General features: G+C 41.5%; 19 protein-coding genes. 12 read left to right on the top strand and 7 right to left on the bottom strand.

What is annotated here, in order from left to right:
• The first annotated feature begins 226 nt into the window (after positions 1-226).
• The 10 genes from IPM71_02905 (at position 227) to IPM71_02860 (ending at position 15,693) form a co-directional block, all read left to right on the top strand.
• Positions 227-3,973, top strand: a complete 3,747-nt coding sequence (locus tag IPM71_02905; protein ID QQS51692.1) for a T9SS type A sorting domain-containing protein — start codon at positions 227-229, stop codon at positions 3,971-3,973.
• Positions 3,974-4,108: 135 nt separating this feature from the next.
• Positions 4,109-5,050, top strand: a complete 942-nt coding sequence (locus IPM71_02900; protein QQS51691.1) for a sensor histidine kinase — start codon at positions 4,109-4,111, stop codon at positions 5,048-5,050.
• Positions 5,047-5,691: a response regulator transcription factor gene (locus tag IPM71_02895; GenBank protein QQS51690.1), complete on the top strand. Its 645-nt coding sequence runs from the start codon at positions 5,047-5,049 to the stop codon at positions 5,689-5,691. Before IPM71_02900 ends, IPM71_02895 begins: the two co-directional genes overlap by 4 nt.
• A 135-nt stretch (positions 5,692-5,826) precedes the next feature.
• Positions 5,827-6,531, top strand: a complete 705-nt coding sequence (locus tag IPM71_02890; protein ID QQS51689.1) for a 4Fe-4S dicluster domain-containing protein — start codon at positions 5,827-5,829, stop codon at positions 6,529-6,531.
• The gene (locus IPM71_02885) at positions 6,528-7,598 is read left to right on the top strand and encodes a heterodisulfide reductase subunit B (protein ID QQS51688.1); all 1,071 of its coding nucleotides are present in this window, start codon (positions 6,528-6,530) and stop codon (positions 7,596-7,598) included. The genes IPM71_02890 and IPM71_02885 overlap by 4 nt, the downstream gene beginning before the upstream one ends.
• 2 nt (positions 7,599-7,600) lie before the next feature.
• The gene (locus tag IPM71_02880; GenBank protein QQS51687.1) at positions 7,601-8,626 is read left to right on the top strand and encodes a CoB--CoM heterodisulfide reductase iron-sulfur subunit A family protein; all 1,026 of its coding nucleotides are present in this window, start codon (positions 7,601-7,603) and stop codon (positions 8,624-8,626) included.
• A gap of 11 nt (positions 8,627-8,637) precedes the next feature.
• Positions 8,638-8,988, top strand: a complete 351-nt coding sequence (locus IPM71_02875) for a 4Fe-4S dicluster domain-containing protein (GenBank protein ID QQS51686.1) — start codon at positions 8,638-8,640, stop codon at positions 8,986-8,988.
• On the top strand, positions 8,985-10,766 hold the full coding sequence (locus tag IPM71_02870; GenBank protein QQS51685.1) for a (Fe-S)-binding protein: 1,782 nt from the start codon (positions 8,985-8,987) through the stop codon (positions 10,764-10,766). The genes IPM71_02875 and IPM71_02870 overlap by 4 nt, the downstream gene beginning before the upstream one ends.
• Before the next feature lie 561 nt (positions 10,767-11,327).
• Positions 11,328-15,107: a response regulator gene (locus IPM71_02865; protein ID QQS51684.1), complete on the top strand. Its 3,780-nt coding sequence runs from the start codon at positions 11,328-11,330 to the stop codon at positions 15,105-15,107.
• A 208-nt stretch (positions 15,108-15,315) separates the two neighbouring features.
• Complete coding sequence (locus tag IPM71_02860; GenBank protein ID QQS51683.1) at positions 15,316-15,693, top strand: hypothetical protein; 378 nt, start codon at positions 15,316-15,318, stop codon at positions 15,691-15,693.
• Between the two features lie 194 nt (positions 15,694-15,887).
• On the opposite strand, the gene IPM71_02855 is transcribed toward IPM71_02860, so the two are convergent.
• From IPM71_02855 to IPM71_02840, 4 genes are all read right to left on the bottom strand, one after another.
• Positions 15,888-18,551 (bottom strand): carbohydrate binding family 9 domain-containing protein, encoded by a 2,664-nt coding sequence (locus tag IPM71_02855; GenBank protein ID QQS51682.1) that lies wholly within the window; start codon positions 18,549-18,551, stop codon positions 15,888-15,890.
• Between the two features lie 94 nt (positions 18,552-18,645).
• A complete protein-coding gene (locus IPM71_02850; protein QQS51681.1) occupies positions 18,646-19,446 on the bottom strand; it encodes a DUF4249 family protein in 801 nt (266 codons plus the stop codon).
• A 10-nt stretch (positions 19,447-19,456) separates the two neighbouring features.
• The gene (locus tag IPM71_02845; protein QQS51680.1) at positions 19,457-21,859 is read right to left on the bottom strand and encodes a carboxypeptidase-like regulatory domain-containing protein; all 2,403 of its coding nucleotides are present in this window, start codon (positions 21,857-21,859) and stop codon (positions 19,457-19,459) included.
• A gap of 11 nt (positions 21,860-21,870) precedes the next feature.
• Positions 21,871-22,902, bottom strand: coding sequence for a hypothetical protein (locus tag IPM71_02840; GenBank protein QQS51679.1), 1,032 nt, complete (start codon positions 22,900-22,902; stop codon positions 21,871-21,873).
• A gap of 167 nt (positions 22,903-23,069) precedes the next feature.
• On the opposite strand from IPM71_02840, the gene IPM71_02835 reads away from it, so the two are divergent.
• Positions 23,070-23,570: a hypothetical protein gene (locus IPM71_02835; protein ID QQS51678.1), complete on the top strand. Its 501-nt coding sequence runs from the start codon at positions 23,070-23,072 to the stop codon at positions 23,568-23,570.
• 9 nt (positions 23,571-23,579) lie between these two features.
• Here IPM71_02835 and IPM71_02830 read toward each other — a convergent pair whose 3' ends face one another.
• The 3 genes from IPM71_02830 to IPM71_02820 form a co-directional block, all read right to left on the bottom strand.
• On the bottom strand, positions 23,580-23,930 hold the full coding sequence (locus IPM71_02830; GenBank protein QQS51677.1) for a hypothetical protein: 351 nt from the start codon (positions 23,928-23,930) through the stop codon (positions 23,580-23,582).
• A gap of 192 nt (positions 23,931-24,122) precedes the next feature.
• The gene (locus IPM71_02825; GenBank protein ID QQS51676.1) at positions 24,123-24,668 is read right to left on the bottom strand and encodes a transposase; all 546 of its coding nucleotides are present in this window, start codon (positions 24,666-24,668) and stop codon (positions 24,123-24,125) included.
• A 200-nt stretch (positions 24,669-24,868) separates the two neighbouring features.
• Positions 24,869-26,254, bottom strand: a complete 1,386-nt coding sequence (locus IPM71_02820) for a hypothetical protein (protein QQS51675.1) — start codon at positions 26,252-26,254, stop codon at positions 24,869-24,871.
• A gap of 231 nt (positions 26,255-26,485) precedes the next feature.
• Between IPM71_02820 and IPM71_02815 the strand changes: the two genes are divergently transcribed.
• Entirely contained in the window at positions 26,486-26,791 is a 306-nt protein-coding gene (locus IPM71_02815; GenBank protein ID QQS51674.1) for a DUF4160 domain-containing protein, read from the top strand.
• The last annotated feature ends 95 nt before the right edge of the window (positions 26,792-26,886 follow it).

The raw sequence follows: 26,886 nt of genomic DNA, 5'->3' as shown, positions 1-26,886 counted from the left end.
CATTCTTTTTGTGCAAGCTTCCTTTTCTACTTTTATACTTCTCAAAAAGCGCTGGATTCCTTTGATTTAAAGGAGTCTTACTTTTACCTTCAATTTGAAAAGTAATTTTCAAATGGAGGAAACATACCTGTAAAAACGATGCCATAAATTGCACTGCTTCTTGAATAGATTTTCAAACCCTGATTCTATGCAAGGATTATTATATTGTTGATTAAAAAAAACCTTTATGAAAAATTATTACTTAATTCTTATCTTCTTTTTCTTTTTTGCCTTTCTGCCCGAAGGTAAAAGCCAGGTGGTGAATGCCTGGATCAATGAATTGCACTACGATAATGACGGAACTGATGTAAACGAATCGGTGGAAATTTTAGTGAAAAGAGCCGACACGCTCGACCTTGGTTTGCTTGTTATTACCAAATACAATGGCTCCGGAGGTGTAGTGTATGGTTCCGATACAGTCTCAACTTTTACAGTAGGAGATACTGTGGGCGATTTTTATCTGTTCAGTATCGTGTATCCTTCCAATGGCTTACAAAATGGAGCACCCGATGGCTTAGCACTAAGCTATAACGGTGCTTTAATCCAGTTTTTAAGCTACGAGGGAAGCTTTGCCGCCACAGCAGGCCCAGCCATCGGTGTTACCAGCACCGACATTGGTGTGAGCCAGATCACTACAGAACCTGTTGGAACTTCCCTGCAACTTGTAGGCTACGATACCGCTTATTCAGGCCTTACCTGGGTAGGGAGAGTTACCGCTTCTCTTGGAAGTGTGAACGCCAATCAAACTATTGGTGTAGATACCCTGGCCTCTGTGTTTGATGCCGGATACCCCAATGCCTCTGCTGTGGCCGATAATAAATTCAATTTAAATGTGCGCATGAATGAAGCCGGAAAGGTATTTTATGTGGTGTTGGCCAATGGAAGCCCTGCTCCGGATGTTGCCACAGTAAAAGCAGGCGATACTTTGCATGTAAACAATATTGCCACCGATACTACTGTTATAGTTACAGACCTGGCACACGGTACTTCTTATGACGTTTACGTGGTGGCCGAAGACAATGCAGCCGGTTTAAACACCCAGTCATCGGTTAGTTTGGTTGAAGTTACTACTCTGTTAGCCCGCACCTTAAACTTATTAGAGCCTTTGAATGAGGCTACTCTTACTTTAAGCGATACCAGCTGGTTCGAGTTCGAAGCAACTCTTATCGACAGTGTGGCATTTTGGTATTACAACCCCCTCGTGAGTAGCTTTGTAAAGGCAGGAAATAATTTTTCTGCAAGCCTCGACAGTGTTCCTGTAATATTGCCACAGAGCTTTAGCTATTTCGATTCCATACAGGTTTACCTGGCCGATGCCATCGATCCTACCTTTACATCCGACACCAATTTATATTTCTTGCTCGACAACCAATCGCCTGTTTATACCAGTTTGTTCCCACAGAACAACAGTGTGATAACTGGAAATGAAACATTCCGCATAGAGTTTAACGAATATGTGCTCGAAGGTTCCAACGACAGTATCATGATTTACCGCAGACCAGACAGCACGCTTTTCGATGTATTGAATGTAGCTACAGACAGTGTTTGGGTCAGTCATGTTACAGCGGGCAATTCCATTTCGTCCGGATTGAATTTTATTCCCAACCAGTCTTTTGAGTCTGCTACTTCCTATTATGTTCTGATATCAGAAGGAGCAGTAACCGACAAGCAAAACAACGCTTTTCAGCTTTTAAGCGATACAGTTTGGAATATCACCACCCTGAGCCAGGAGTTGTTTTTTAGCGAATACATCGAAGGAAGCAGCAACAATAAGGCTCTTGAAATCTTAAACCCCACAGCCGACACCGTGTCACTAGCCGACTACCGTATTGCCCAATCCTCTAATGGTGGTGGCTGGTCATACTATCACACTTTTCCGGCCAATGCCTATATTGCTCCTGGCCAGGTTTGGGTAATAGCGGCCAACGAAGTTTCTGCTGCTTATTATGATACAGCAATGGCGCAGGAAGTATTAAGTTATCCCAGTGTAGTTCATTTTACAGGTGACGATGCCCGTGCGCTGCAACACAGTTTCGATGGCGGAACCAGTTGGGTGGATATTGATATAATAGGTATACCCACTAGTGATCCGGGCAATGGCTGGGCTGTAGCAGGAGTTTCCGAGGCTACCTATAATCACACCTTATTACGCAAAGTTTCGGTAACTACAGGAAACAGCGATTGGAGCCTTTCTGCAGGTACCAATGCCGACGATTCTGAGTGGAAAGTATTTCCGCAGAACACTTTTGGCAACCTCGGATTGCCAACTCCTATTGCCAGTTCTGCTGCCGAAGTGCTCACTTTTAGCATACCAGGTATTAGCTCCTTAACCGATATTTATCCTGAGGGAGACTCGATTCGTTGTCATGTAATTTTCAGTGCTCAACTCGACAGTCTTTATCCTGTGTTTACCTTGTCGGAAGGAGCTAGCTCGATGCCTGCTTCTGGCGATTCCATCGATTTTTCTACTCTGTCTTCCACCATTACCATTACGGCTGAAGATGGTGTAACGGCTGCAGTTTGGACAATCTATATCACCCAGGCTGCTAGCGCTCTTACAGAGAATGACATTCTGGATATTAGTTTTGCTGAAGAGGCTGCAGATCCTATTATCGATACCACCAACCATATCATCGAAGTGTTACTGCAATATGGAACAGAACGCGACTCGCTGGTGCCTCAACTGGTATTAAGCCCGGGCGCTACCTCTGTACCGACTTCAGGAACAATCACAGATTTCACTGCCGACACAACCTTGATTGCGGTTACAGCAGAAAATGGTTTGGTTCAGGAATGGAAAATCCTTGTAAGTGAATATATCATCGATGTGGCTAACCTTGCTGAATTCCGTTCATACCTGGGAAGCGGCGCCACCTTCCGCATTACAGGAGAAGTAGTCTTAACAGCTCAAATGTCGTTTCAGAATAAAAAGTACCTTCAGGATAATACCGCCGGAATTTTGGTATACGATCCTAGTGGAATTATCACAACGTCTTACAGCGAAGGCGATGGCATTACCAACCTGGTTGGAACCATTACTTCATACCGCGATGTGGTGGAATTGGTTCCTCTTGTAGATCCTGGAGCTGCAAGCTCTACCCAGAATAGCATATCGGTGCAGACCATTAGCATTTCTGAATTTAAGAACAACCTGGCTCAATACGAATCGGAGTTAATTCGCATTGCACCCGTTCAATTTGAAAATGCAGGGGCTAATTTTGCCAATGGCACCAACTACGATATTTACTTAGGTACTGATACTACCATTTTCCGGGTAGATTTTTACAATACAGACCTTACCGGAACTGCCATTCCCGACAGCGCTTCGGTAACCGGCATAGCAGGTAAATATTTCAGCACTGCTCAACTCTTCCCAAGGTATAAAGCCGATGTAGTGGAGCTGTTCCCAGTCATTCCTCCTTCTACGGTGGCAGACCTGAATTTCATTAAAGTGGATGGTGTGAACATCGAAGGCTTCGACAAGGACCAGTTGAATTATACCAGCCTGGTAGCCTATAGTGCCACTCAAGTGCCGGTAGTGACCTACGAACTGGCCGACCAGAGTGCCACCGCCGTGCTTACCAATGCCGTGAGCCTACCCGGTGTAACTACCATTGCGGTAACCGCCGAAGATGGCGAAACAACAAAGACATACTCGGTAACATTTGAAAAACAGGCTAATGGTGTTTCTCAGAAAAGTGAAGATGAAGTTAGTTTGTATCCTCTTCCGGTAAGTGATCTGCTTTTTATCAAAAATGCACAATCTTTTAATCGCCTGGAGGTTATCAACCTCACTGGTAGCAGAGTGTATGTAATCAATACAAGTGGTGCAGAAACCGAAAAAATCGATGTGTCGGGCTGGAATAGTGGAATGTATATTCTTCGACTGATATCAGGCAACGAAATTGTCACAAAACGATTTATCGTGAATTAGGTTGTAATTTTTCTATAGTTTGCAAGGAGCGCCGGGTAAAAGCCCGGCGCTCTTTTTTTAGTTCAGCAGCAGCGATGTGTTTGGCTTTGCACCAGTGAATGAGTTTATTGATTATTTTTGAACAAAATCATCCTCGTGTACATAAAAGTTGCCCTCATAATTTCTGTGATTCTGCAATTCAGTGCTGCCATTATTGCCATCAGTCTGGTACGACGCACCCGCACCAACATTGCCTGGTGGCTTATTTCGGCAGGTTTTCTGTTGATGGCCTTCCGTCGTGTGGTGGAGGTATTGCAGGTCTACAATTCCGAAAGTCGTCTCATCACCAGCATGCTAAATAGTTGGCTGGCGGTATTGATTTCGCTTTTTATGCTCATAAGTCTTTTATTTATTCGTCGAATTTTTAATATTCAAAAACGTATCGACGAGTTGAAGAAACAGAGCGAATCGAGGGTGCTGTCGGCCATTATCAAAACCGAAGAAAAAGAAAGACAGCATTTTGCCAAGGAACTTCACGATGGACTTGGCCCCTTGTTGTCAGCAGTAAAAATGGCAATATCCACTAGTCTTTACAAAAAAGAGAATATTCAAAAGGAGCTCACCGCAGCTGAAAAGCTTGTCGACGAATCCATTACCACGCTCAAAGATATTTCCAATAAACTCAGCCCGCATATTCTGAATAATTTTGGCGTACTTAAGGCCATCAAGTCATTTGTCAATGCCTTAAAAATGACCGATGGGCCTGCGATTCACCTGCAAAGCAACATTGCCGACAAACGCTTTGGTTACAACATCGAAGTAGTACTCTATCGTGTGGTTTGCGAGCTTATATCAAACACCATCCGTCATGCCAGGGCAAAAAATATTACTATTGAAATTGTGCTTCATGGTCAACGACTTTGCCTCGAATACAGTGACGACGGAGTGGGGTTTAATGCCGATAGATTACCTTCCGATCATACAGGTTTAGGCTACTCGAACATACATTCACGCATTCATTCGCTAAATGGGAACTATACTGTGCAATCCAAACCAGGTCAGGGAATGAGTGTCAAGGCTGAAATTATGATACCATGAAAGATTTGTCTGTAATATTGGTCGACGACCATACCTTGTTCCGGGAAGGATTAAAACTATTACTTAAAAGTATTGCCGGCATCGGCGAAGTCAATGAAGCTGCAAATGGTCGCGAGTTTTTAAGTCTTATAGAAAAAGGTATTTTGCCCGATGTGGTGTTTATGGACATCGATATGCCCGAAATGAACGGTATTGAGGCCACCCGTAAAGCGCTCAAGATCAATCCCGGATTACAGATCATAGCGCTATCGATGTATTCCGACGAAGACTATTATACCAAAATGATTGAGGCAGGTGTGAAAGGATTTATTTTGAAAAACTCTGGCATTACTGATATTGCGCAAGCAATAAAGAGTGTAACAGAAGGTAAAAACTATTTCTCGCAGGAAATTATGAGTGGCCTTCTACGGCACCTCAACCGAAAACAGCATCACCATCGTTCCTCAGAACTCTCCGACAGGGAAGAAGAAATTCTATATTTAATTTGCAAAGGCTTCTCTAACCAAGAGATTGCTAACCAGTTGTTTATTAGCAAACGCACGGTAGACAAGCACCGCGAGAATCTTTTGCTGAAGACAGAATCAAAGAACACTGCCGGATTGGTGATGTTCGCCATCAAAAAAGGCATCGTAGAGATATAAGTTCCATGAATCCCGCATACGTTTTTAAACCTACTTAATAAGTATAAAAGCGCAAGCTTTGGTTTAGGTTTTTAAACGGTTGGTTTTATTCATGGAACAGATTTACTTCGTAGGTGAATCAATCCAGCCAACTCAATGTCCAAATCTCTTCTTGAGCGTCTGGCCAATGACGTACGTTTTGCCGAAGGTTTGAAGGCATGCATGAATTGCGGAATATGCACCGCCATTTGTCCGGCAGCCGAATTCTTCGAATACGATCCCCGAAGCATTGTCCTTGCCGTACAGTCGGGCGACGAACAAAAAACCAGCGAACTTCTTGCTGGCGATTCTATCTGGCATTGCGGACAGTGCATGTCGTGTAAACCCCGTTGCCCAAGAGGCAATTGTCCGGGCCTGCTTATTAGTGCTTTGCGTACCTTGTCGCAGGAAACAGGGGCTTTTACAGAAAGTGTAAAAGGGCGGCAGCAATACCTGATTAAAAACTCCATCGGCGCCAATATTCTCGAGTTTGGTTATTGCATCCACCCCTCAAAAGTGTTGCCGGCCACGCATCCCGAGCAAGGACCGGTATGGGAATGGATTTTTGAAAATCGTGCTCAGGTATATGCCAGTGTAGGTGCCAACCTCGATGGCGATGGTCCTGGCGTTTTGAGAAAAATCTCTGATGAAGCAAAGGCTGAACTGGATAAAATTTTTGAACTTACCGGCGGGTTGGATTTTTTTAATGCCATCGACGAATTCAGCAGGCAAAGGGCCATCAGTTTAGGGCTTACTAACGCAGAAGGAGAAGCCGACATGGTGGCATATAAAAAATTTGTAGAGGAGGAACTGAGCAAATGAAAATAGCACAACCAACCACCCGAAACTGGAATAAGTTCTCAAAAGAAATAGCCGACGACCACTATTACTATTTACGCAGTTGTATACGGCAGAATTTTTTTCCCGGAGCCGAAGAAACCCTTGTTAAAATTCTGCGAAATAATCTTCAAAAGGATCTTTGCGACGATGCCAGCCATACTACTTGCGCAGGCATAGGATATCATTCCGATGTAGTTTCTTTTACAACCTTGCAAACCATCGCCGCCCGGCATTTTTCGCTTATGAGTGAGAAGGGTTATCAATCGGCAGTGGTATCGTGCATTACCTCTTTTGGTATTTATACCGAAATACTCGAAACCTGGAAAGAATTTCCGGAAGAAATGGAAAAAGCTGCGCACTTTTTGAAGAAAGCTACAGGTCGCGAATTTCAGTTACCACAAAACATTGTGCATGCCAGCGACCTTGTGTATAAATACAGGCACGAAATTGCCAACCAGTCGAAATACAAACTGGTAAACCATCAAACAGGCGAACCTCTCAAAATTGTTGATCACATTGGATGCCACTATGCCAAGATGTTTCCTGAAAAGGGCATCGGTGGAGCAGAGTTTCCAAAAGTACTCACAGGTTTGGTAGAGGCTTTGGGGGGCACTCCGGTAGATTATCCCGAACGGAGGCACTGCTGCGGATTTGGTTTCAGGCAATACCTGGTACAAAGCAACCGGAGCTATTCGCTTAGCAATTCGAAAAAGAAATTCGAAAGTATGGAGCCTTACAGACCCGATGCCATTATCACCAATTGTCCGGGATGTAACCTGTTTCTAGACCGTTGGCAATATACGCTTGCCCAGCTCGAAGGCAAAACCTATTCGGGTACATCAGATGGCATACCTGTATTTACCTATGAAGAACTTGCCGGGCTGATGCTGGGGTACGACCCCTGGCAGATAGGCTTACAATTTCATCAGGTGAACGCAGAGCCCTTTTTGGATAAAATTGGCATTCGATACAATCGAACCAAAAAATACTCCGGCATAGAAGGTGAAATTACCAAACGCCCTGCTTTTAGCGGATGCTTAAATGTTTAGATATGAATACCAGAAAACATATTGCTGTAATTGGTGCCGGAATTGCCGGCATGGAAACTTCCATTCATCTGGCTCGTTCGGGGTTTAAAGTCACCCTTATCGAAAAAAACGATAAAACAGGAGGACATTTAACCCAATGGAGCAGTCTGTTCCCTGATTTGGCTAATCCTCAGGAAATACTTGCAAAGCAAAATGCAAACCTTATGAAGTATCAGGTAAAAACCATTTACAATACCGAAATCACAGCAATAGAAAAAAACAAAGACAACTTTGTGGTGAAGGCAGGGAATGAATTGAGTGTGAGCGCGGATGGTGTGGTAATCGGCTCTGGCTTTAAACCCTTTGATGCTACCCGGAAGGAAGAGTATGGCTATGGGCTTTTCGAAAACGTAATTACTTCTGTCGATCTCGAACAAATACTCAAGCACAATCGGGAGATAACAACGGCTTCGGGTAAAAAGCCCAAGCGCATTGCTATTGTGCATTGCGTAGGGTCTCGCGATGCAAAATCGGGTAATACCTATTGTTCAAAAGTATGCTGCATTACCAGTATCAAACAGGCGATTGAACTAAACAAGCGACTACCCGATTGTGAAATTTTCTGTTTCTATATGGACCTGCGCCTAAACGGTCTTCGCTTCGACGATTTATACCTGAAAGCACAAATGCAGCATAAAATACAGTTTATACGCGGACGCCTGTCGGAGGCTTCAGAAAGACAAGACAAAAGCCTGCAGATTAAGGCGGAAGACACCCTTTCGGGCCGCCCGCTGAGAATGGATGTAGATATGCTGCTCTTAATGGTAGGCATGGAAGCCAGTGCACTTACTATTCCTTTAAAAAAGAATGGTGTAATAGATGCCAATGTGCATGGATTTATGCAGGCAAACAGCGAGCATGCTGAGCGAAATCTAAGTGCCCAGCCTGGAGTTTTTCTGGCAGGAAGTTGCGCCTGCCCCATGTCGGTGAACGAGACACTCGAAAATGCACGTTCTGCGGCTCTGGAAGTGATCAGTTATTTTAATTAGAAAAAGAATCAATGAGCGATTTTGGAAACCTGAAAGCGATGAGTTCCCGCCAAATCGATTTTGAGACTTTCGATACACGATTGCTTCAAAGTGTACTTCAATTGGAACCTTCGTTTCTTACCTGCCTTTCTTGCGGGGGATGCACAGCGACATGCAGCGCCGGAAACTTAACCGATTTTAATGTGCGCAAAATTGGACTAATGCTCCGACGAGGTAATCTTGATGATCTGTCGAAAGAAATAGAAAAATGCATGTTTTGTGGAAAATGCAGCCTTGTGTGCCCGCGCGACATCAACATTCGTAACGTGGTGCTTTTGATAAAAAAGGGTATTTCGCAACTAAAAACCAATTCAAGTTTATGACCAAAGAAGTATATTTTGTTATTCCTTTTACGGTCGGAGCGGCATACCTTATACTGATTTTATTGGTACGCGGGTTCCGCTGGATTAAAGGCTTATCGAAGATTGACAAACTAAGGCTTTTCCAATCATTTCTGAGTGTGCGAAGTTTTCAGTCTATGGGCGAAGCCTTTCGCGAGGGATTGCTTCATAGAAGTATTTTTAAGAAAAGCAGATTGCTGGGCTATATGCATATGAGTCTTGCTTTCGGATGGTTTCTACTGATTGTGGTGGGTCATCTCGAGGCAATGGTTTCTCGCGGGTCATTGTCTGTGCCATTTTATTTGCCCGTGTTTTTCAGGTATTTCGAATATGGGAATGATTTCTTGTTCGACCGTGCCTTTGCTTTTGTTATGGATTTATTACTCCTTTTTGTCCTTTCAGGAGTCACGCTTGCTTTTCTAAAAAGGTTTAAAAAGAAGGCTTTTGGACTAAAAAAAACTACCCGGCTCAAGTCTGGCGACCGCATTGCATTGCTTTCGCTCTGGTTTATTTTTCCCCTTCGGCTCTTTGCTGAAAGCATTTCTGCGGCCCTGCATCAGAACGGAAGTTTTCTTACCTCGGCCATTGGAGGTTTGTGGCAGAGTTCAGAAACCTTAAACCTTATACATACCCCCATCTGGCTTGCTTATTCCCTCACCCTGGGTTTCTTTTTTGTGGCCTTGCCCAACTCGCGCTACATGCACATTCCTACAGAGATATTGTTTATTTTCCTGCGCAATTCAGGCATCAGTCTTAAAAAGAAGCCGAACACCTATACCGAGGTACAGGTGTTTTCCTGTTCGCGTTGTGGTATCTGCCTCGATAATTGCCAGCTGAGTGCAGCAGGAATCAACCATACACAATCGGTGTACCTATTAAAAAACATACGCAACAAAAACCTCAACGACGAAAATCTTTTCAACTGTCTGTTGTGTGGTAAATGCGAAAAAGACTGCCCGGTAGGTATTGAAACCAACACCCTGCGTATTACCCAACGTATCGAATCCACACGGCAGTATAATTCATCGTACACCTACCTCGAAACCGGTAAATCAAAGAAAGCAGAAATAGTATATTTTGCTGGATGCATGACTCATCTTACACCGGGGATTATCAGCTCGATGAAAAAGATTTTTGCCAGGGCAGGTGCCAATTATTGGTTTCTGGACGAAGAAAAAGCGCCTTGCTGTGGAAGGCCATTAATGCTGGCAGGGCAATACGAGGCCGCATCGAAACTCATTGCCAACAACAGCCAGCAGATTATCGGTTCAGGTGCAAAGATGCTGGTGGTGTCGTGTCCGATTTGTTACAAGGTATTTAAAGAAGACTATAATTTGCCTCAGGTCGAAATTGTTTTTCATGCCGAGTACATTCTAAGGTTGATACAAGCAGGCAAGCTGCGTACTGAAAAATTGCCTGGCAGATTGATCTTTCACGATCCGTGTGAACTGGGACGCGGAATGGGCATGTATGAGGTTCCCCGCGAACTTTTAAAACAGACTGGAGAACTTATTACGATTGAAAAGGAAAAACAGGAAGCCTATTGTTGTGGTGGTAGTCTGGGAAATTTAAAAATAACCCAAATAGAACGTAAGGCAATACGAAACCAGGCAATTACTGATTATATGCAATTTGAGCCAGATTTACTGATCACTGCCTGCCCGATGTGTAAAAAAACTTTTTCGCGCAACACCTCCATTAAGGTGAAAGATATCGGTGAATTGGTTGCAGAAAGACTTGTACACGAAAAACAGAATTAGAATTTTAGTTTCTTCATTACAGTAAAATCAATCACCCAAAATAATCACTAGATGTAAAACAGGTATAGCTTATTTTGCGGTTCATACAGTATCAACAGCCGATCACAATCAAAATATTTAACACAGCCCAACAAAGAAACAGTATCAACTGGTCAGCATTCAAAAGCCTTTTCATTAATAAGGGCAATCATCACAAGCGCCCACTGGACAAAAAACTCTTATCAGCATCTTAATTCTCAAGTGAAACGGAATTAATTATCCGGCTATTATCTTTTTCAAATTAAGAGATTTAACCCAGCCCCACAGAATGATTTCAGGTTACTAATACGGTTTACAGATAAGCCGCTTTGTCAATCAACAAGACTATGGTACCCACCAAAGCTGAAAAACTAATACAGCGTGTTTACAGTTAACCTTAAAAGTATAACATCTCTTTTTCCTTTTGTTTCCTTTGATAAAGCAAGAATAATCGTTACATTTAAGAGAGAACTATCACCAAAGGTCATCACCTTGAAATTAAAATTAAGATATTATACCATTACACTTCTATTATCTGGGTGCATGTATAATGCTTATTCACAAGATTTAAACTATAAGTTTTTTCAATACAATCAAAAAGATGGTCTGGTCAATAATACGGTGCAGGCGATAAGCCAGGACAGGATGGGTTATATCTGGTTAGGCACCCTAAGTGGGCTTAGCAGGTATGATGGCACCAATTTCAATAACTATATAAACGAGTCGTCCGATTCTACCAGCCTGAGTAATAATGCTATTTGGGATATTCTTGAAGATAAAAAGGGCAATCTATGGGTGGCGACCGAATATGGCCTTAATCTGTTTAACCGGGAGCAGGATAACTTCAAACGATTTTTTCATCGCGAGAATGATTCTGCCAGCCTAGGTAACTCTCTTGTTAAAGATATCCTTGAAACCCGCGATGGTAAGATCTTTGTAGCAACCTTCAGCCCCATACTATCAGTTTACAGGCCCGAAAAAAATAATTTTGAAAACATTCCAGTTACGGTTGTAAATAACCAATTAATTTATGGTCTTATTAACTCTATTACCGAAGATAGATTTGGCAACATTTGGGCAGGAACCGAAGGACATGGAGTGTTTCGATATAACCCGATAACAAAAACTTCAGACCAATATTCACATAACGCTACCATACCAAGCAGTCTTTCGCACAATGCAGTGCGAAGTGTATTTTCAGACCGACAAGGTAATGTTTGGATAGGTACCGCAGGAGGGCTTAATCGGTTTATCGATGATACCAATGGTTTTGAAAGGTATGAGCACAAACCTGAAAATAAGAACTCGATAAGCAAAGGCAATGTAGACGCTATTTACGAAGACAGTAAGGGAAATTTATGGTTGGGCATCGATGGCGGTGGATTGGTTTTATTTGATTATTCTGAGAAAACTTTTTTTCACTTCAGGTACGACTCCCAAAGTGGCACATCGGTAAGCTCTGATGTTATACGCAGAATTTTCGAAGACAGGTCAGGAAACCTCTGGATAGGCACTTTTTCTTCAGGAGTGAACATGCATAATAAACTGGCAAACCCCTTTCATTCTTTTGCACACAATGTGCTCGACCCTCAATCGCTAAGTCATAGCTCTGCAATGTGTTTTCTTGAAGATTCAAAGGGTAAGCTATGGGTGGGTACCGATGGCGGAGGATTGAATTTACTTGATAAAGCAAGTAAAACCTTTACACATTATAAAAGCACAGGAAAGCCCGGTTCAATAAGTAGCAATGCGGTGCTGTGTTTATACGAAGATAGAGAGGGTCATTTATGGGCGGGAACCTTTGGTGGCGGCTTAAATAAATTTAACCGCAAAAGCAATACCTTTTCGGTATTTCAGCCCGATTATTTAAGCGATTCTACCCTTTCGGATGCGCGCGTATGGGCAATATTTGAAGATTCGAGAGGTAATTTCTGGCTGGGCACTCTGGGTGGAGGTCTTAATCTGATGGATAGAAATACAGGCAAGTTTACGCAATACATACCTGTTGCTGGCGATAAAACAAGTATTTCGAGTTTTCTGGTGTGGGCTATTTTTGAAGACAGCCAGGGTAATTTATGGATTGGTACACACGATGGGCTTAATCTTTTCAACTACGAAACCAATACATTTCGTAGTTATATGTTTAACCCGGAAGACAGCACAAGTTTGAGCAATAACCTTGTAAGTTGTATTTTTGAGGGGCGTAACAAACAATTATGGGTATCTACAATTGGAGGAGGCTTAAATAGTTTTGACCCTGTTACCGGAACATTTCATAACATCACCACAAAAGATGGTCTTTCGGGAAATAATATCTTTGGTATTCTGGAAGATAACCATGGAAACTTATGGTTAAGCACCAATAATGGTATTACCCGGTTTAATCCTTCTACCGGTGAAACCAAAATATTCGACGAAAACTATGGGCTCATCAACTCACAATATAACATAGGTTCCTATTATAAAGACAGGACGGGCATCATGTACTTTGGAGGAGTCAATGGGTATAATTTTTTCAACCCCTCTGAAGTAAGAATTAACACCACCCCCCCCTCACTGGTATTGACCGAACTGAAAGTTCTAAACCAGCCAGTAAAACCCGGAGCAGAGCCTGAACGGATAAAGCAACACATATCTGTTGCAGAAGAAATTAACCTCTCTTACAAAGACTATTTTTTTAGCATAAGCTTTACTTCTTTAACATTTTTTGCTACCAAGAATGTGTCATACTATTACAAACTCGAAGGCTTCGATCTCGATTGGGTTTATGCCGGTCAAAAGCAAAACGTCACCTATACCAATCTCGATCCGGGCAGGTATACATTCAGGGTAAAGGCGCAGAACGATGCAGGTGTCTGGAGTCTTCAGGATTTACAGATACGGATAAATATAAGCCCGCCTGTATGGAAAACCCGATGGTTTATCTCACTTGAGGTACTGTTGATAATTCTATTCATACTTGGTATAATTGCTTATCGCGAAAGAAGCTTTAAAACTGCCAAGCGGGAGCTTGAGAATAAAGTACAGGAAAGAACGACGACTATTAAAAAACAATTTGATGAGATATCGAAGCAAAAAGACGAAATCGAGAAAAATAACCAGGAGCTTGAATTGCACCGTAATAATTTAGAGACGCTTGTAAAAGAGCGCACCATTGATCTTGAAAGAGAAAAGCAACGTGCAGAAGAATCAGACAAGCTCAAATCAGCTTTTCTCGATAACATGTCGCATGAAATACGAACTCCGATGAATGCGATAATCGGGTACCTTGATTTTCTTTATGATTCCGAATTTACCCGAGCCGAGCGGGAAGGGTTTATTGATACTATCAGGCAAAGTGCACAGCTTCTTCTCCGAATTATCGAGGATATTATGACAATGGCTAAGATTAACTCCGGTCAATTAGATATTATTCCAAAAGAGTTGGAGCTGAATACTTTTATAAAGTCAATTGCATCTGATTTCAGAGATGAATTAAATTCAGAAGAAAAGACTGTTCAGTTTAAACTTGTTATGCCTCAGAAAAACCATAGAGTGAGTTTGGATGATCTTAGAATCAGGCAGGTATTGAATCATATTTTAGGCAATGCCTTAAAATATACCGAAAAAGGTTCCATAGAACTGATTGTGCAGGCAAACGATAAAAACCTAAGTTTCGAAGTATACGATACGGGCTTGGGAATACCCAAGCAGCATATTGAAAAAATATTCAATAGATTTTATAAAGTTGAAGAAGGCTTAAAGCAATTCAGATCCGGAACAGGAATAGGACTTACCATTTCAAAAGCTATCATCGAAATGATGGGAGGAGAAATCGCTATAGAATCAGAGGTTGGGAGCTACACTAAGGTGGTTTTTACTATACCCCGGGTAAATACCCCCGTAAAAGGTGTGAATATATTTCAAGGAATAAACAGTTTTCAAGCCTCAGAAAAACCTGAATTAATCCCACTATGGACTAATAGAAAAATATTGATAGTAGAAGATGATGATCTGAACTTCCGCTACATCCAGTTTGCTCTTAAACCTACTAAAATAAAAATAATTCGTGCTGTTTCTGGCAAAGAGGCAATCGAGTTAATCAGTAACAATGAGTTCTCTTTGGTATTCATGGATTTAAAGTTACCGGACGGTAGTGGCATTGAGGCAACAAAATGGGCCAAAGAACGATATCCAGACCTTCCTGTAATCGCGCAGACAGCTTATCCAGACCTGCTTTTAAAAGAGCCTGCCGAATACGGTTTCGACTACCTGATTGCCAAGCCGTTTAAACGAGAGACTATCATTAACCTGTTGACTGAGTATTTCAGCGAAAAGCTTTAAATAAACAAACACTTTCTATTCAGAAAGACCAGGCAACCTGTACATAGGATAATTTGCAGATTACAATCACTCGAGTGCTATATGTTTCTAAAAAGTGCTATTTTTCTACGAATCGATACTAAAACAATTTTAGTTGTTTAAGGCATAAAATGCAACCGATGGCTTTTAAACACGTATCGGGTTTAGTATAACACAAATATTTTAATCGATGAAAACATTCAGAACACTTCTAACAATTGGACTAATCATGCTGGCAACCAACACATTTGCACAAAACTTGCCCGAATCGTATCAGCCTATGCTCACAGATATTGTAGAGAATTTTAAAACCATTTCCTCAGGAAACTCCATCAACGATGGTGAAACTTCGCTACGTGTAATCAACGAGAAACTTGTTGTTTTGCGAGTGGAGCATCAGAATAAGGTAAAAAACCTGAGCTTTGAAATCAAACCCGACGAAGAAAATCAACCGACATGGTTTGCTGCCAACGACCTTACAATCGACATGGTAAACAAATACGAGAGTTACCTGACCAAAACGCTCCAATCGATGCATAAACTCTCCGAAAAAAAATCGAAAGAATAGTTATTATTCAATCAATCAATCACCCATTCTTAAATATTTTCATTTTCAAATTAACTCATTATCACATTATCACATTATCACATTATCACATTATCACATTATCACATTATCACATTATCACATTATCACATTATCACATTATCACATTATCACATTATCACATTATCACATTATCACATTAATTATTCCCTCTTCTATACATTAAACCAATACGAAAGCTTAATCATAAACGCATCGCCTGAGGGTGTTTTAAATAGCCCATTTACCGGATGCGATAATGCTGGACTATCGATATTGATGTATTCGTTCTGGTTGTGCGACCACACAAAATAGAAGGTCGATCCAAGCTTGTATTCCCAGCGGAAAACAAGATTCGACTGAAATGATCCATACGAAACATCGGGGTTGCAGAAATTATAGCTAACACCATTTGTTTCAGTCACCGAGTAATCATTTTCCGCTTCGTTGTAAACAATCTGGCTGGTGCCATCGAGTTGATAAAACCTCTCGCTGAGTTCTTTGGCTTGCGATTGGTCTACGCGCCTGTAATTCTGGTAGTCGACTACAGAAAAGAAGGGATTGCCATAATATTGAAGTGAAATTTCCGGACGGAAGTAATACTCTACCCTGGCAATTACACTGAGGGTATTCTGGTAAAGCCTTCCCACAAGGTAAATGTTCTGATCCGAAAGGCCATCGTCGAAATATTCCGCTGCATAGTTTTTGCGTTCCAGCTGCGCTTCGAGTTTAAGTTTTAGTTTATTTACCGGGTTATAGTTTAAATTTCCTCCCTGTGCCTTGTGGTAACTGTTGTTTTTGTTATTGAAATACATAAAGTTATATAGCTCTGCAAAAAAGCGTTTGGAAGAATTGGTCTGAATCCAGAAACCTCCTCCTGTATAACCATCCTGGCGCAATGCCGGGCCGCCACGTAAAATGCGAGGGTCGAGCGATGTAAAGGCATGCTCCAATTCTGCATGAATGGCCCATAGGTTGTTCAGGTTCGACGCAAAATCGAGCAATAGGTTGCTCCAGGTTCGTTCTTTGCCAAAAGTCCAACGGTTAGTACCCTCCAATTCAATGGAATAATCTCTTAGATACTTTCCTGGTTTTGTCTGGCGGTATTCAATGCCCGATTCCTGTTCCACATAATCGGTTTGCGGGATATAACCAATATCGTTAAGGTTTAACTGGGGCGAGGCGGAAAGTGCATTGACTTTAAAAAGAAACCGACCGCTATTTTTAGCAAATTCTACAAAGCCCAGGGTGCCGGTAAGGCTGGTGCGAGAAGTGTCGAGCGATAGGTGTGGAGCATCGGATCGCTGAAAACGGTGTACATGCGATTTTTGCTTGTTGGTAATGGCTAGTTGCGATCCACTCAGGTGACTATACATACCCGACAGGCTGAGGTAATAGTTTTTATGGTCGAAGTATTGAATAAGGTCCATGCCGCCTGTGTAGGCAGATCGAACCATTTCGCTTTTCAGATACTCAGGGTTTAATTGGCGCTCGACCCCATTAAACGAAAATCCGGCGATGGTATTGGTATTGGCTGACTCTTTTTTTATTCGGCTGGCAAAATAACTCGTAAGGGGTGCAGCATGAATATCCTGAGTTTGGTGGGCATTTTCGATGCTGTCTGGTCCGGGACTATAGAGTATGCCAAATTCGTTACCGGTAACCGTTTCTAAAACCCCTACCGAGAAGCGGTCGGCAGTGCGGCCTGTAATTTTTGCCGAACCCAGAATGGTGCTGGTTTCGGGTGAGGTATAATATTCATTGTCCTCTATATCGGGGTAATATGAAGGTGGAGCGCCAATACGCCGGGAGTAAAACAGGCTGTTATTTTCAACAGAAAAATTAAAAATGTCGCTGCCCTCCAAAAAGAAAGGTCTTTTTTCAGCATAAAATGTTTCGAAGGCAGTAAGATTTAGTTCAGCAGGGTCGGCTTCAACCTGCCCAAAATCAGGGTTAATGGTTGCATCGACCGTGAAGTTGGATGAAATGCCGATTTTCATGTCCATGCCGGCACCTGGCAAAAATTTGTAATTATTTATGTAAGGGTTGTCATTTCTGCCATCGTAGTTGTACTTGGCAGAGATGTAAGGAAGAAACTCGGTCTGGCGCGAAGAACGTATGCCGGAAATACCATCCAGCAAGCCAAAATTGTGTACGCCATGGGGTCCATTAACCGGAAGTAAAACCCATTGTACCTCTTCTTTTCGGGTATCGATCCATCGCCACACAAAAAAACCAAAAGTATGCATGGCTTGATTGTTATAGCGCAGCTGACTGAAAGGAATGCGAAATTCGGCACTCCAGCCGCTGTCGGAAACACTTGTAACTCCATCCCAGTTCGAATTCCAGTTCAGGTCGATATTTCCCTCACCCGTATGCATAAGGTCTATTTTCTGTCCTGCGGCCGTGAGGTTAAATTCATAGGCGGTTCTTTCGTTGAGGTAACTGTCAAAAGCTATCCCTGCCACATCGCCCCCAAACTGGTCGCGGGGTGTAAAAACACGGCGTATGCTTTCGGGACTTTCGTAACAGAATATGGCTGCATAAATGTAATTCTCGTCATACATTATTTTTACCAGAGTTTCTTTCGATGGTATGCCTCCTTCCACGGGTTTTTGTTGAACAAACGAACCCTGCCAGTTGGCATCTGCCCACGCGCTGTCTGCGAGCGAACCATCTATTTGCGGAGCTTTCACATCTAAAGGTGCAGCTGAGTAATGTCTCTTTTCCTTTCCCTGGTTTGCCAATACGAGGTTGGGCAGAATAAAAAGAACAACGCTAATAATTGAGTAAAGAATGCTTGTCTTCTTAAAAATCTGACTATAAAAAGCTTTATTCATATATATATCCAAATAGACCTTTCAAAACGATTAAAAAAACTAATACTTCACACAAAATTCAAAATAAAATTAACTTTTGAGAAATAGCAAGGACTTAGGGAAGGGTATAGAGGACAAAATTCAACGATCCGAATACACCATAACCATTTTTTAAGTTACCAAAAGCCTTTCGGTATTTGTTCAGATTAAAGCTGGTATTAGAATTTAAGATGTAACTGGCCATGTTGCTGTCGTATGCATACACCTCCAAACGGTCGGGGTTGGGCTGGCTTAGTTCAATGTGTATGATGCTGTTTTTTCCAACCATTGCTTCTGTGAGGGCATGACCAGCCAGGTCTGTGCCACAATATAAAAATGCTTCGTACAAGAATGCAGTGGTGTCCTGACTTAGCTCGAACGAAACCGAATAGGAATCTACCAGGAGTGAACTTTCGATTATTTTTGGTGGATAGGGCATACGAGTTGAAGCCTGTATTTCTGGTAGTCCTTCGGACTGGCAATTTAAAGCGTAAATTTTGCCAGCCTGCGGCTGAAAGTAAGCAATTGGGCGGTAACGTTTGCTAAAATCTGTTGATGTAACAGGTGAATAGGAAAAGCTTATAGTATTGCCTGAATCGTCCTGCACAGCCACCAGCGCGTCGGTAACCACCAGACTGTCAATGGTAAACTCAGGATAATTGCCCACTGCCGGCGCCACTTCTTCTACCTGAAGAAACGACCGGTTGATGCTATCGATTTGATCGGGGCGGATAACCCCGAATACATTCAGTCCCGGAAGGTAATTATTGTCCTCTATCTTTGGTTGCAAGGGAACTCCCAGATAAAAGTCAGTGATTGCTTCGCAGCCAGCGAGCAGAATAAGTCCAGATACCAAAACCACAATTCTGTGCTTCATTTTTAGTTTTTTAAAAACGCAAGGTATAGCTTAACCCTATTCGGGGAAAATAGTTCGAACCCAGGGGTATGTATTTATCGTAATAGCGCGGTACAAAAGTCCCGGGCAGATAGAACTCAACATTTCTGTATAAAAAAAGCACATTGCTGATAGTAACCGTTACAAACGATTCATCTGCTTTTAAAAAGCTGGCAAATTGTTGGCCTATTCCTGAGCTAAGCTTTCGTCGCATACTAAAGTCGAGGTTAAGCAGAGGGGGCATCATTGCACTGTTTTTTTCGCTCGAACCGTAAAGTGGAAAAGTACCCAACTCGTCTGTGCTAGGGTTATAGCTGAAATAACTTTGTGTGGTAGTTTCGATGCTGCGTGGTATTCCCGAAAGGAACTGAAATGCCGCATTGACGCTCGATTTTCTGCTGAGCTGGTAATTGACTACAGTTTTAAAGGTATGCCTTCGTGTATAATCGTATGGATAGCTTTCGCCCTGGTTAATTCCTGAAGAAGGATAGCAACGGTTCGCCCAGGCAAGGCTGTACGACATCCATCCCGATAGTTTATGGTGCGCACCGTTTAAGAAGAATTCTATGCCGTAGGCATCTCCATGACCCTGCTGCAAGCGGTTCGAAAATCCAAAAGCTTCGCTTACCTTTTGGTTGAGGTCGAATGTGTAACTGGATTCAATTTCTTTGTAATACACATCGGCCGAAAGGCTTAAATTATGGGTTATCTCTTTTTGCAGACCAAGGAGGTAATGCACCGATTTGCCCGGAGGCCTGTCCCATAGCGGATAGTAATAGTCCACCAGCTGGCTTATTTCAATTTCATTGGTGTTCATGCTCACAATGTATTGAAGGTATTGACCATAGGCTGCTTTAAGTTGCATTTTCCAGGGCAGGTGAATTACCATGTTCATGCGAGGCTCTATGTACCATTCATTTTGGCGGTATTTTGTAAACCTCACTCCGGGGCGAATTATCAGAAATTTTGTACTGATTTTATCTTCGAGAAACACTGCCCACAATGCAGGCCTTCGACTAAATGAGCCCCTGTTTACCTGATTAAAATCGATGCTGTTTTCGAAAAAATAATTATTGTATTCAAGTCCTGCTTTGATTTCATTAAAACTAGCGAGTTTAATTTCAATACTTGTTTTTGCAGCCAGGTCGTGAATCTCGCTGCTAAGCCGGTTACTTGATTTCCACTCAAAAAACAGGGAGTCTCCATTTTGGTTGGTTTCGTAACCTTCGAAATCGAGCCCTGAAAAATTATTCGACTGGTGACCGGAATAATACACCTGGTTTTGGATAAAAACCCCGGGAGTGAGTATAAACCTGTGAATGGCTGTAAAAGCCCTGTTCTTTAAATCGTTTCTCTGTTCGAGGATAAAATCGTCGTAAACATCCGTGCCGAGGGTGTTGCCAAGGTATTTATACAAGGTATTGAGGTTATAGCCTGTAAAATCTTTCGATTCGAAATACTTGAAAGTCAGGCGGTGGCGGTTGCTTAAGCGGTTGGTATAAGAAATGTTGTAATCGTAAAAATAAGTGGTGTTTTGGTAAAGGAAATTATAAGGTACATCGTACATGTATCGGCCAGCTATCATCATGGAGGCATTCTTTCCTGCCGGAGATTCAAGAAATAATTTCGAATGAAAGGTGCTTGGTTCTATTTCGCCATGCAATTCATTCGGATTACCATCCTTGGTAGTAATATTCATCACAGAAGCATTTCGTCCGCCGTATTCGGCACCAAAGCCACCTAACAACATCTCAACATTTTTTATAGTTTGGGTATTGAAAATGCCAGCACTTACCGATGCATGGTAGGGGTTATAGATCAAAACACCATCGAGCAGTATGGCGTTTTCGCCCGGATCGCCGCCTCGGGTAGTATACAGCGGAGAAAAGGGTTCGGTGCGGTCTACTCCGGGTAAATATTTTACCGCAGCCAATACATCATTTCTGGCAGTAGGAATGGATTGTATCATCTGCGGGGTCATTACCTTCTGCCCGGTTTCGATGTCTTTTTCTGCAAGCGGTTTGCTTTGAAGCGAAGTAATGGCTACTTCATCGATCATTACTGGCTCGGGCTGAAGGGTAATTGCATCGAGCACGATACCCTTGTCAACAACTGTAACGTTAATTTTTTCTGTTTGGTAGCCCAGGTATGAAATTTCCAGTGTATAAACTCCGGGTTTAATGGTATTTAAACTAAAGAAGCCCTGGTTGTTGGTTAGGGTGCCTATGGATTGGTTGTTTACCATTACCGAAGCACCAATAAGCGTTTCGTGGCTTTTCCGGTCGGTAACATAACCCGATACTGAAAAGAGCTGCGCTTCGAGACTGGCAATATAAACAATAATGCCAACCAGCGTTAAGCAGAGCTTGATTTTATGTGGGTTTGGCCTTTTCATCCTGTAATGGATCAGAATTTATATCCGGTCGATAAATATACACCAAGCTGTAGTTTGAGAGCCATATATGGAATGTAATAGAGGTTCTCGAACAGTCCCAGTCTGAAAGTCAGGCCCGGTTGGTTCACTTTTCCGAACGCCATAGTCTGGCTCGACGAGGCGGAAAGCTGAAAAACCTGTTCTAGCTTTATATCTTCGGCATTGTGCCATTTGTTGATACCAATTAAAAGGTTTGAACTGATGTCGACAGCCCACAGAGGCGAAATACGCAAAAAGAGATGTTCTGAACGTTTTCCAAAGCTAATTATTTCAAATTCTTGGGTATATTGGTAACGGATAAGGCCAGCTCTGTAAAGGTTTATTTTTGTGGTTTCGGGCCTTGTAAAATACAGTTCCCCATCGACCTGCCAGAAATCGATACCCGCAACAAATGCCAGCCCCAAATTCAGAAATTCGGGTTTTGAGAATTGCAACGGCAAATATACCTCTGGTGGTTTTGCAAGGCTGTCGCGAAAAAATGTTGAACTGGTAAGTAAATCGATTTTTATTGCTTGTTGCCAGGTATTTATTAGCTGCTCGTGAACCTCAGGTACAGGAATCTTTTTGCTGGCAGGAGAATAGGGATAATTGTAGCTCAGCGTCCCAATCGATACCTGGTTCTTGTAGACAAAAATATCGGCCTCGAGTGCGTAAAACGAACTAAAGCGAAAGTCTTTTTTCTTTATTGTAAAATAATTGATTTCAAGGCGATAGGTATCGACCGGATGCTGCGTGGACGAGAGGTTTTTTGCCAACCACAAATTGATAGGCAACAGCGTGGCAATTTCCTGGTCTACCGGAACTATAAGAAATTTTTTACGGTGGCTGTATCCAACGGCCTGGCAGCCCTGAGATGAGAGACAACTTATTTTTTCTATGTTCAGGTTGAACGGGATTAGCGAATCGGGCTTAACCTCAATAAATATTGTTTCGGTAATAATTTCCTGCGAAATAGTTCGGAGACAGAGGATAAACATAAAAAAAACACCGAAACTGAATTTCATTTTAAGCAGGTGAATTATTTTCTTAATTAACGAGAAAGAAAAGATTTGATTGTAAAAATAGAATTTTTAGCACCGAAAAAATAAAATTTGCTTAAAGCACTGAACCACTGACGCTACAAAATTGTTAATATCGACATCAGAATAGTAAAAATTAAAAATGCCGGCTCATGGAAGAGTATGAACACACAACGGTAATGGCGTTTTTAGAGCATGTGCAAAAACGGGTAAAAACCAATACCGATAATACACTAAAGAATCTTGAAACTATCAGCTTGATTTTATCCAGTTATCAATCTTCTGCGAAGCGCGATAAAATTATTGGCAAAATTCTGGCGCAAAACGAGTTTCTACGTTCTGAAAGTGCTAATCTGTTAAATTTGTACAATACCCTCTCCGGATTTTATGATAGGTACACCGAGATTATGCGGCTCTCTCGCGAAAATGAATTTATAGCCGAGATAAAATCCATTCAAAGTTGGGAAACCTACCGCAATAACTGCCTTGAGAGGTTTATCAATGGCGAACTCGACCTGAGGTCTAACCATCCACTACTTTCTGATTCCGGTTTTTTGAACGAATTAATGCGACGTTGCCAGGCACTCGAAAAGTATGAGTTATGTAACGCCATTCAGCAGATCAGTCATCTCGAGAATCAACAGACTGAATAATTCTTAAAGTTAACTTATTTTCTTCGAAAGCGTTTCCTGAACGATGCTATTGTTGGCGGGTTGGTATTTTTCAATTAGCACATTGGCTATCATCTGGGCATCCTTGTCGCTTTGCGTATAGAGCGCTTTAACCATGGTGGTTTTGTGATCGAATCCCGATTCAATGGCGACAGACAGCACATCGGACAGGCAATTGTTGTGGCTACACCCCACGTATTTTATCTGGTGGGCCGAATTGCTCAACAGCAATACACCTTTGCAAAGCTGGGTTGTGTTGAAATCGTGAATAAAATACCAGGGGCTGTCTTTAATCACCAGTGGAAGTTGGGCGTCTTTTGGCTCCCATGTTTTGCGTCTCATAGCTGAAAAAGGGTTGAGGATATCCTGTTAACGAAAAAACAAATTTAATGTTCATTCTGCTTTGTAACTAAAAGTAACCCTCCAATTAAAAATATATAATGACAAGCTAATATTCAAAAAAGAAAAACGGGACCTAAGCCCCGTTTTTTTCTAAAACTCTCAACTCGCGCGCTTTTGCAAAGCGTGCGGATTTTATATTTTTTCGATTTCCAATACACCCATTCCATAGGCATAGTTTGTTGCGGAAGAATATTTATAGTCTTCTGTATTAATAACAATCTCCTCTTCAACCGGGTTATTATGGATGTAATTTAACCGCTGTTCTTTCATTTCATTTGTTGTTAGTTCAACCGGATGATAACCATCCTGCCACACTTTATAATTTACACCTTTGTTAATTCTGCCGGCTGCATAGGTGAATTTATTGAGCAACCATTCTCGCCTGCTTTCTGGGTACTCTTTTATTGCGTTTATTAATTCTTTTGACGTAAATTTTTTAAAATCTCGGATTGTATCCTCTAATTTAAATGGCTCTTTACTTTGTACAATCAGATGTAAATGGCTTGGCATGATTACATATGCATAAATAATAAGCCCCTTATTTATCTTGCAATATTGCAAAGATTCGACAATAATATGCTTGTAAACAGGCCTTGAAATCAAATCGACCCAATCGATTACTGTAATTGTAATAAAATAGAGTGCTTCCGGATTTCTGACTTTATATTTTTGTGACATGAACTAAAATTAACAAGAAATTTTCTGAAAAATGACGGATTATAAATCCTCCTCTTTCTACTTGCTTTAAAAACCGCACGCTTTGCAAAAGCGCGCGAGTGGGTATTGAGCATAACAAATAAACTAACCCGATGGCTAGCTGATTAGTACTAAAAGAAACGGGGCCTAAGCCCCGTTTCTTTTCTAAAACTATAATTGAATTATTTTCCTGCGCTGAAGTTGATGTTGATGCCAATGGCAGCAATCCAGATAGGTTTTTTATAGGTTTCGGTAACATTAGTTGACTCTATAATTGTTACATTATCAGGTGCATAAATATTATGCGTAAAGTTCTTCTCGCCTTCCTGATACGCAGTATAAGAACCAGCCAGATTTAATTCAATCATTGGCGAAAATTTATAGGCTAAACCTCCCCCTACTGTGCTAGATGGCAAACTAAAACTTTGGTCGGTCTGGTAAGCCTCGGTAGCTCCGGTATTGGTGTATAAATACCCTGCACTTACAAGAAGTTTCTCGCCAATACCATATTCAGCTCCTAAAGCAAATTCAAGCGAGTTTCCATCAAGTTGTTCTTCCCGTCCACTCCAATCTGCACTTTCGTCGAGATAGTAATGAAATCCGGTTGAAACCAAGAGTTTTTCAATAGGAATTACGGTAGCACCCACAACTATTTGTGCAGGTATATCGTAACGATACTTTTCTCCATCCACAAACATTCCGCCATCTTTTCCATCGTTCACCTTTGTTTCGAACTCAAGCTTGGTTTGGTGTTCGTATTTTAAAGCGAAGTTTAGCATTTCGTTTGGTTTTATATTAACGCTAATAATGGGTGTAAACCCACTGGCTGTTTCTTCCACATCGACTTCTCTATCTGCAGTCATAGCTTGCGCAGTTGTATTACCGATATTACTGAAAAATGTAGTTGCAGAAATCATTTCACTGTTAGGATTAAGAACTGGATGATATGGATTTATCAATATATCTCTAATGTAACCTTTATTTGTATTTTTAGCCATCACGTACCTGCCACCTAGAGCTGCAGAAATTTTTTCAGTAATGGCATATGAAACATTGGCTTGATAGCCAAAATATACCGAGGTACCTTCAAAAAAAATATCTGCTGAATATGCTGTTGTTGGTGTTAGTAAATTTACTTTATATGGCAAATCAGAAAAATCATATTCAAATGATGGCAATCCTTTTTCATAGGTTCCACCTCCGCCACCGCCAATGGGGTTAAATCCAAAAGAGAAGGCTAACTTGTCCATTTTGTAGGCAGCATAAATACCCGGAAAAAATGGGGCGGAAATTTCTCCAGTATAGCTTCCTTCGTTCAGACTTGCGTAATTACTTGTAATTGTCCTAGTCTGCCCCAGTGTCTGGTTGTTAATCGAAAGGAATAAACCATTGTTTGGCAATAAAGTAAGACCGGCGGGATTGAAATAAACGGCATCGATACCCAGGGTGGCATCCCGCGCCTGCATACATGTGTACATAGCACTTTGGTTGGTATTGGTAACAATTCCACCGGCAAATACAAGTCCCGACGTAGTCAGAGCCATTGCGAAGAGTAATAGTCTTTTCATAAGTTTTTGATAAAAAGTTAGTGATTATAGTATTAAGGTAACAATTATTTTATTTCAAACAAGACTGCAATCAAAGGTTTTATCAACGCTCTTTTATGAATTGCATGCTAAACAAAGCGGGTTGCAGACATTGTCTTTCGCATCTGCCTCGATATTTTGAAGTTGTACCCATTGCGATTTTACTCTTAGGATAGTTTAATCAGATTTCTTAATTTCGTAAAAAATATGCAAATGCCTAAAATATTTGAATATTTGGGAATTCTGGTTTTCTTTTATTCTAATGAGCATGAACCAATTCATGTACACGGGAAAAAATCTGGCTGTGAAAGCAAAGCTGAATTCTATATTGTTAACGGAATTATTTCAGAAATAATAATTAAAAACATTAAAGGTGAAAAACCTTTATCTGGAAAGGAATTGAAAGACTTTGAAGAATTCTTAGAAGTTTATGCTGAAAAGATAGTTGAAAAATGGATAAACTATTTTGTTTATCATATGGACATTAAATTTGAAAGAATTACAAAGAGAATAAAATGAAACAAGCATGATGTAAAATAATCATTAAACACACACGACAATGATTATTTTACATCATGCGGTTCCATCTGAGAAATAAAATAAATTATAAACAG

The sequence above is a fragment of the Bacteroidota bacterium genome (genome assembly GCA_016699695.1).
Classification (GTDB): Bacteria; Bacteroidota; Bacteroidia; order Bacteroidales; family UBA10428; genus UBA10428.
This window is presented reverse-complemented; position numbering and strand designations above follow the sequence as displayed.

Excerpts from the sequence above, each read along its gene's own strand:
- IPM71_02905 (QQS51692.1), top strand. The coding sequence starts at position 227 with ATGAAAAATTATTACTTAATTCTTATCTTCTTTTTCTTTTTTGCCTTT.
- IPM71_02895 (QQS51690.1), top strand. The coding sequence starts at position 5,047 with ATGAAAGATTTGTCTGTAATATTGGTCGACGACCATACCTTGTTCCGG.
- IPM71_02890 (QQS51689.1), top strand. The coding sequence starts at position 5,827 with ATGTCCAAATCTCTTCTTGAGCGTCTGGCCAATGACGTACGTTTTGCC.
- IPM71_02885 (QQS51688.1), top strand. The coding sequence starts at position 6,528 with ATGAAAATAGCACAACCAACCACCCGAAACTGGAATAAGTTCTCAAAA.
- IPM71_02880 (QQS51687.1), top strand. The coding sequence starts at position 7,601 with ATGAATACCAGAAAACATATTGCTGTAATTGGTGCCGGAATTGCCGGC.
- IPM71_02875 (QQS51686.1), top strand. The coding sequence starts at position 8,638 with ATGAGCGATTTTGGAAACCTGAAAGCGATGAGTTCCCGCCAAATCGAT.
- IPM71_02870 (QQS51685.1), top strand. The coding sequence starts at position 8,985 with ATGACCAAAGAAGTATATTTTGTTATTCCTTTTACGGTCGGAGCGGCA.
- IPM71_02865 (QQS51684.1), top strand. The coding sequence starts at position 11,328 with ATGTATAATGCTTATTCACAAGATTTAAACTATAAGTTTTTTCAATAC.
- IPM71_02860 (QQS51683.1), top strand. The coding sequence starts at position 15,316 with ATGAAAACATTCAGAACACTTCTAACAATTGGACTAATCATGCTGGCA.
- IPM71_02855 (QQS51682.1), bottom strand. The coding sequence starts at position 18,551 with ATGAATAAAGCTTTTTATAGTCAGATTTTTAAGAAGACAAGCATTCTT.
- IPM71_02850 (QQS51681.1), bottom strand. The coding sequence starts at position 19,446 with ATGAAGCACAGAATTGTGGTTTTGGTATCTGGACTTATTCTGCTCGCT.
- IPM71_02845 (QQS51680.1), bottom strand. The coding sequence starts at position 21,859 with ATGAAAAGGCCAAACCCACATAAAATCAAGCTCTGCTTAACGCTGGTT.
- IPM71_02840 (QQS51679.1), bottom strand. The coding sequence starts at position 22,902 with ATGAAATTCAGTTTCGGTGTTTTTTTTATGTTTATCCTCTGTCTCCGA.
- IPM71_02835 (QQS51678.1), top strand. The coding sequence starts at position 23,070 with ATGGAAGAGTATGAACACACAACGGTAATGGCGTTTTTAGAGCATGTG.
- IPM71_02830 (QQS51677.1), bottom strand. The coding sequence starts at position 23,930 with ATGAGACGCAAAACATGGGAGCCAAAAGACGCCCAACTTCCACTGGTG.
- IPM71_02825 (QQS51676.1), bottom strand. The coding sequence starts at position 24,668 with ATGTCACAAAAATATAAAGTCAGAAATCCGGAAGCACTCTATTTTATT.
- IPM71_02820 (QQS51675.1), bottom strand. The coding sequence starts at position 26,254 with ATGAAAAGACTATTACTCTTCGCAATGGCTCTGACTACGTCGGGACTT.
- IPM71_02815 (QQS51674.1), top strand. The coding sequence starts at position 26,486 with ATGCCTAAAATATTTGAATATTTGGGAATTCTGGTTTTCTTTTATTCT.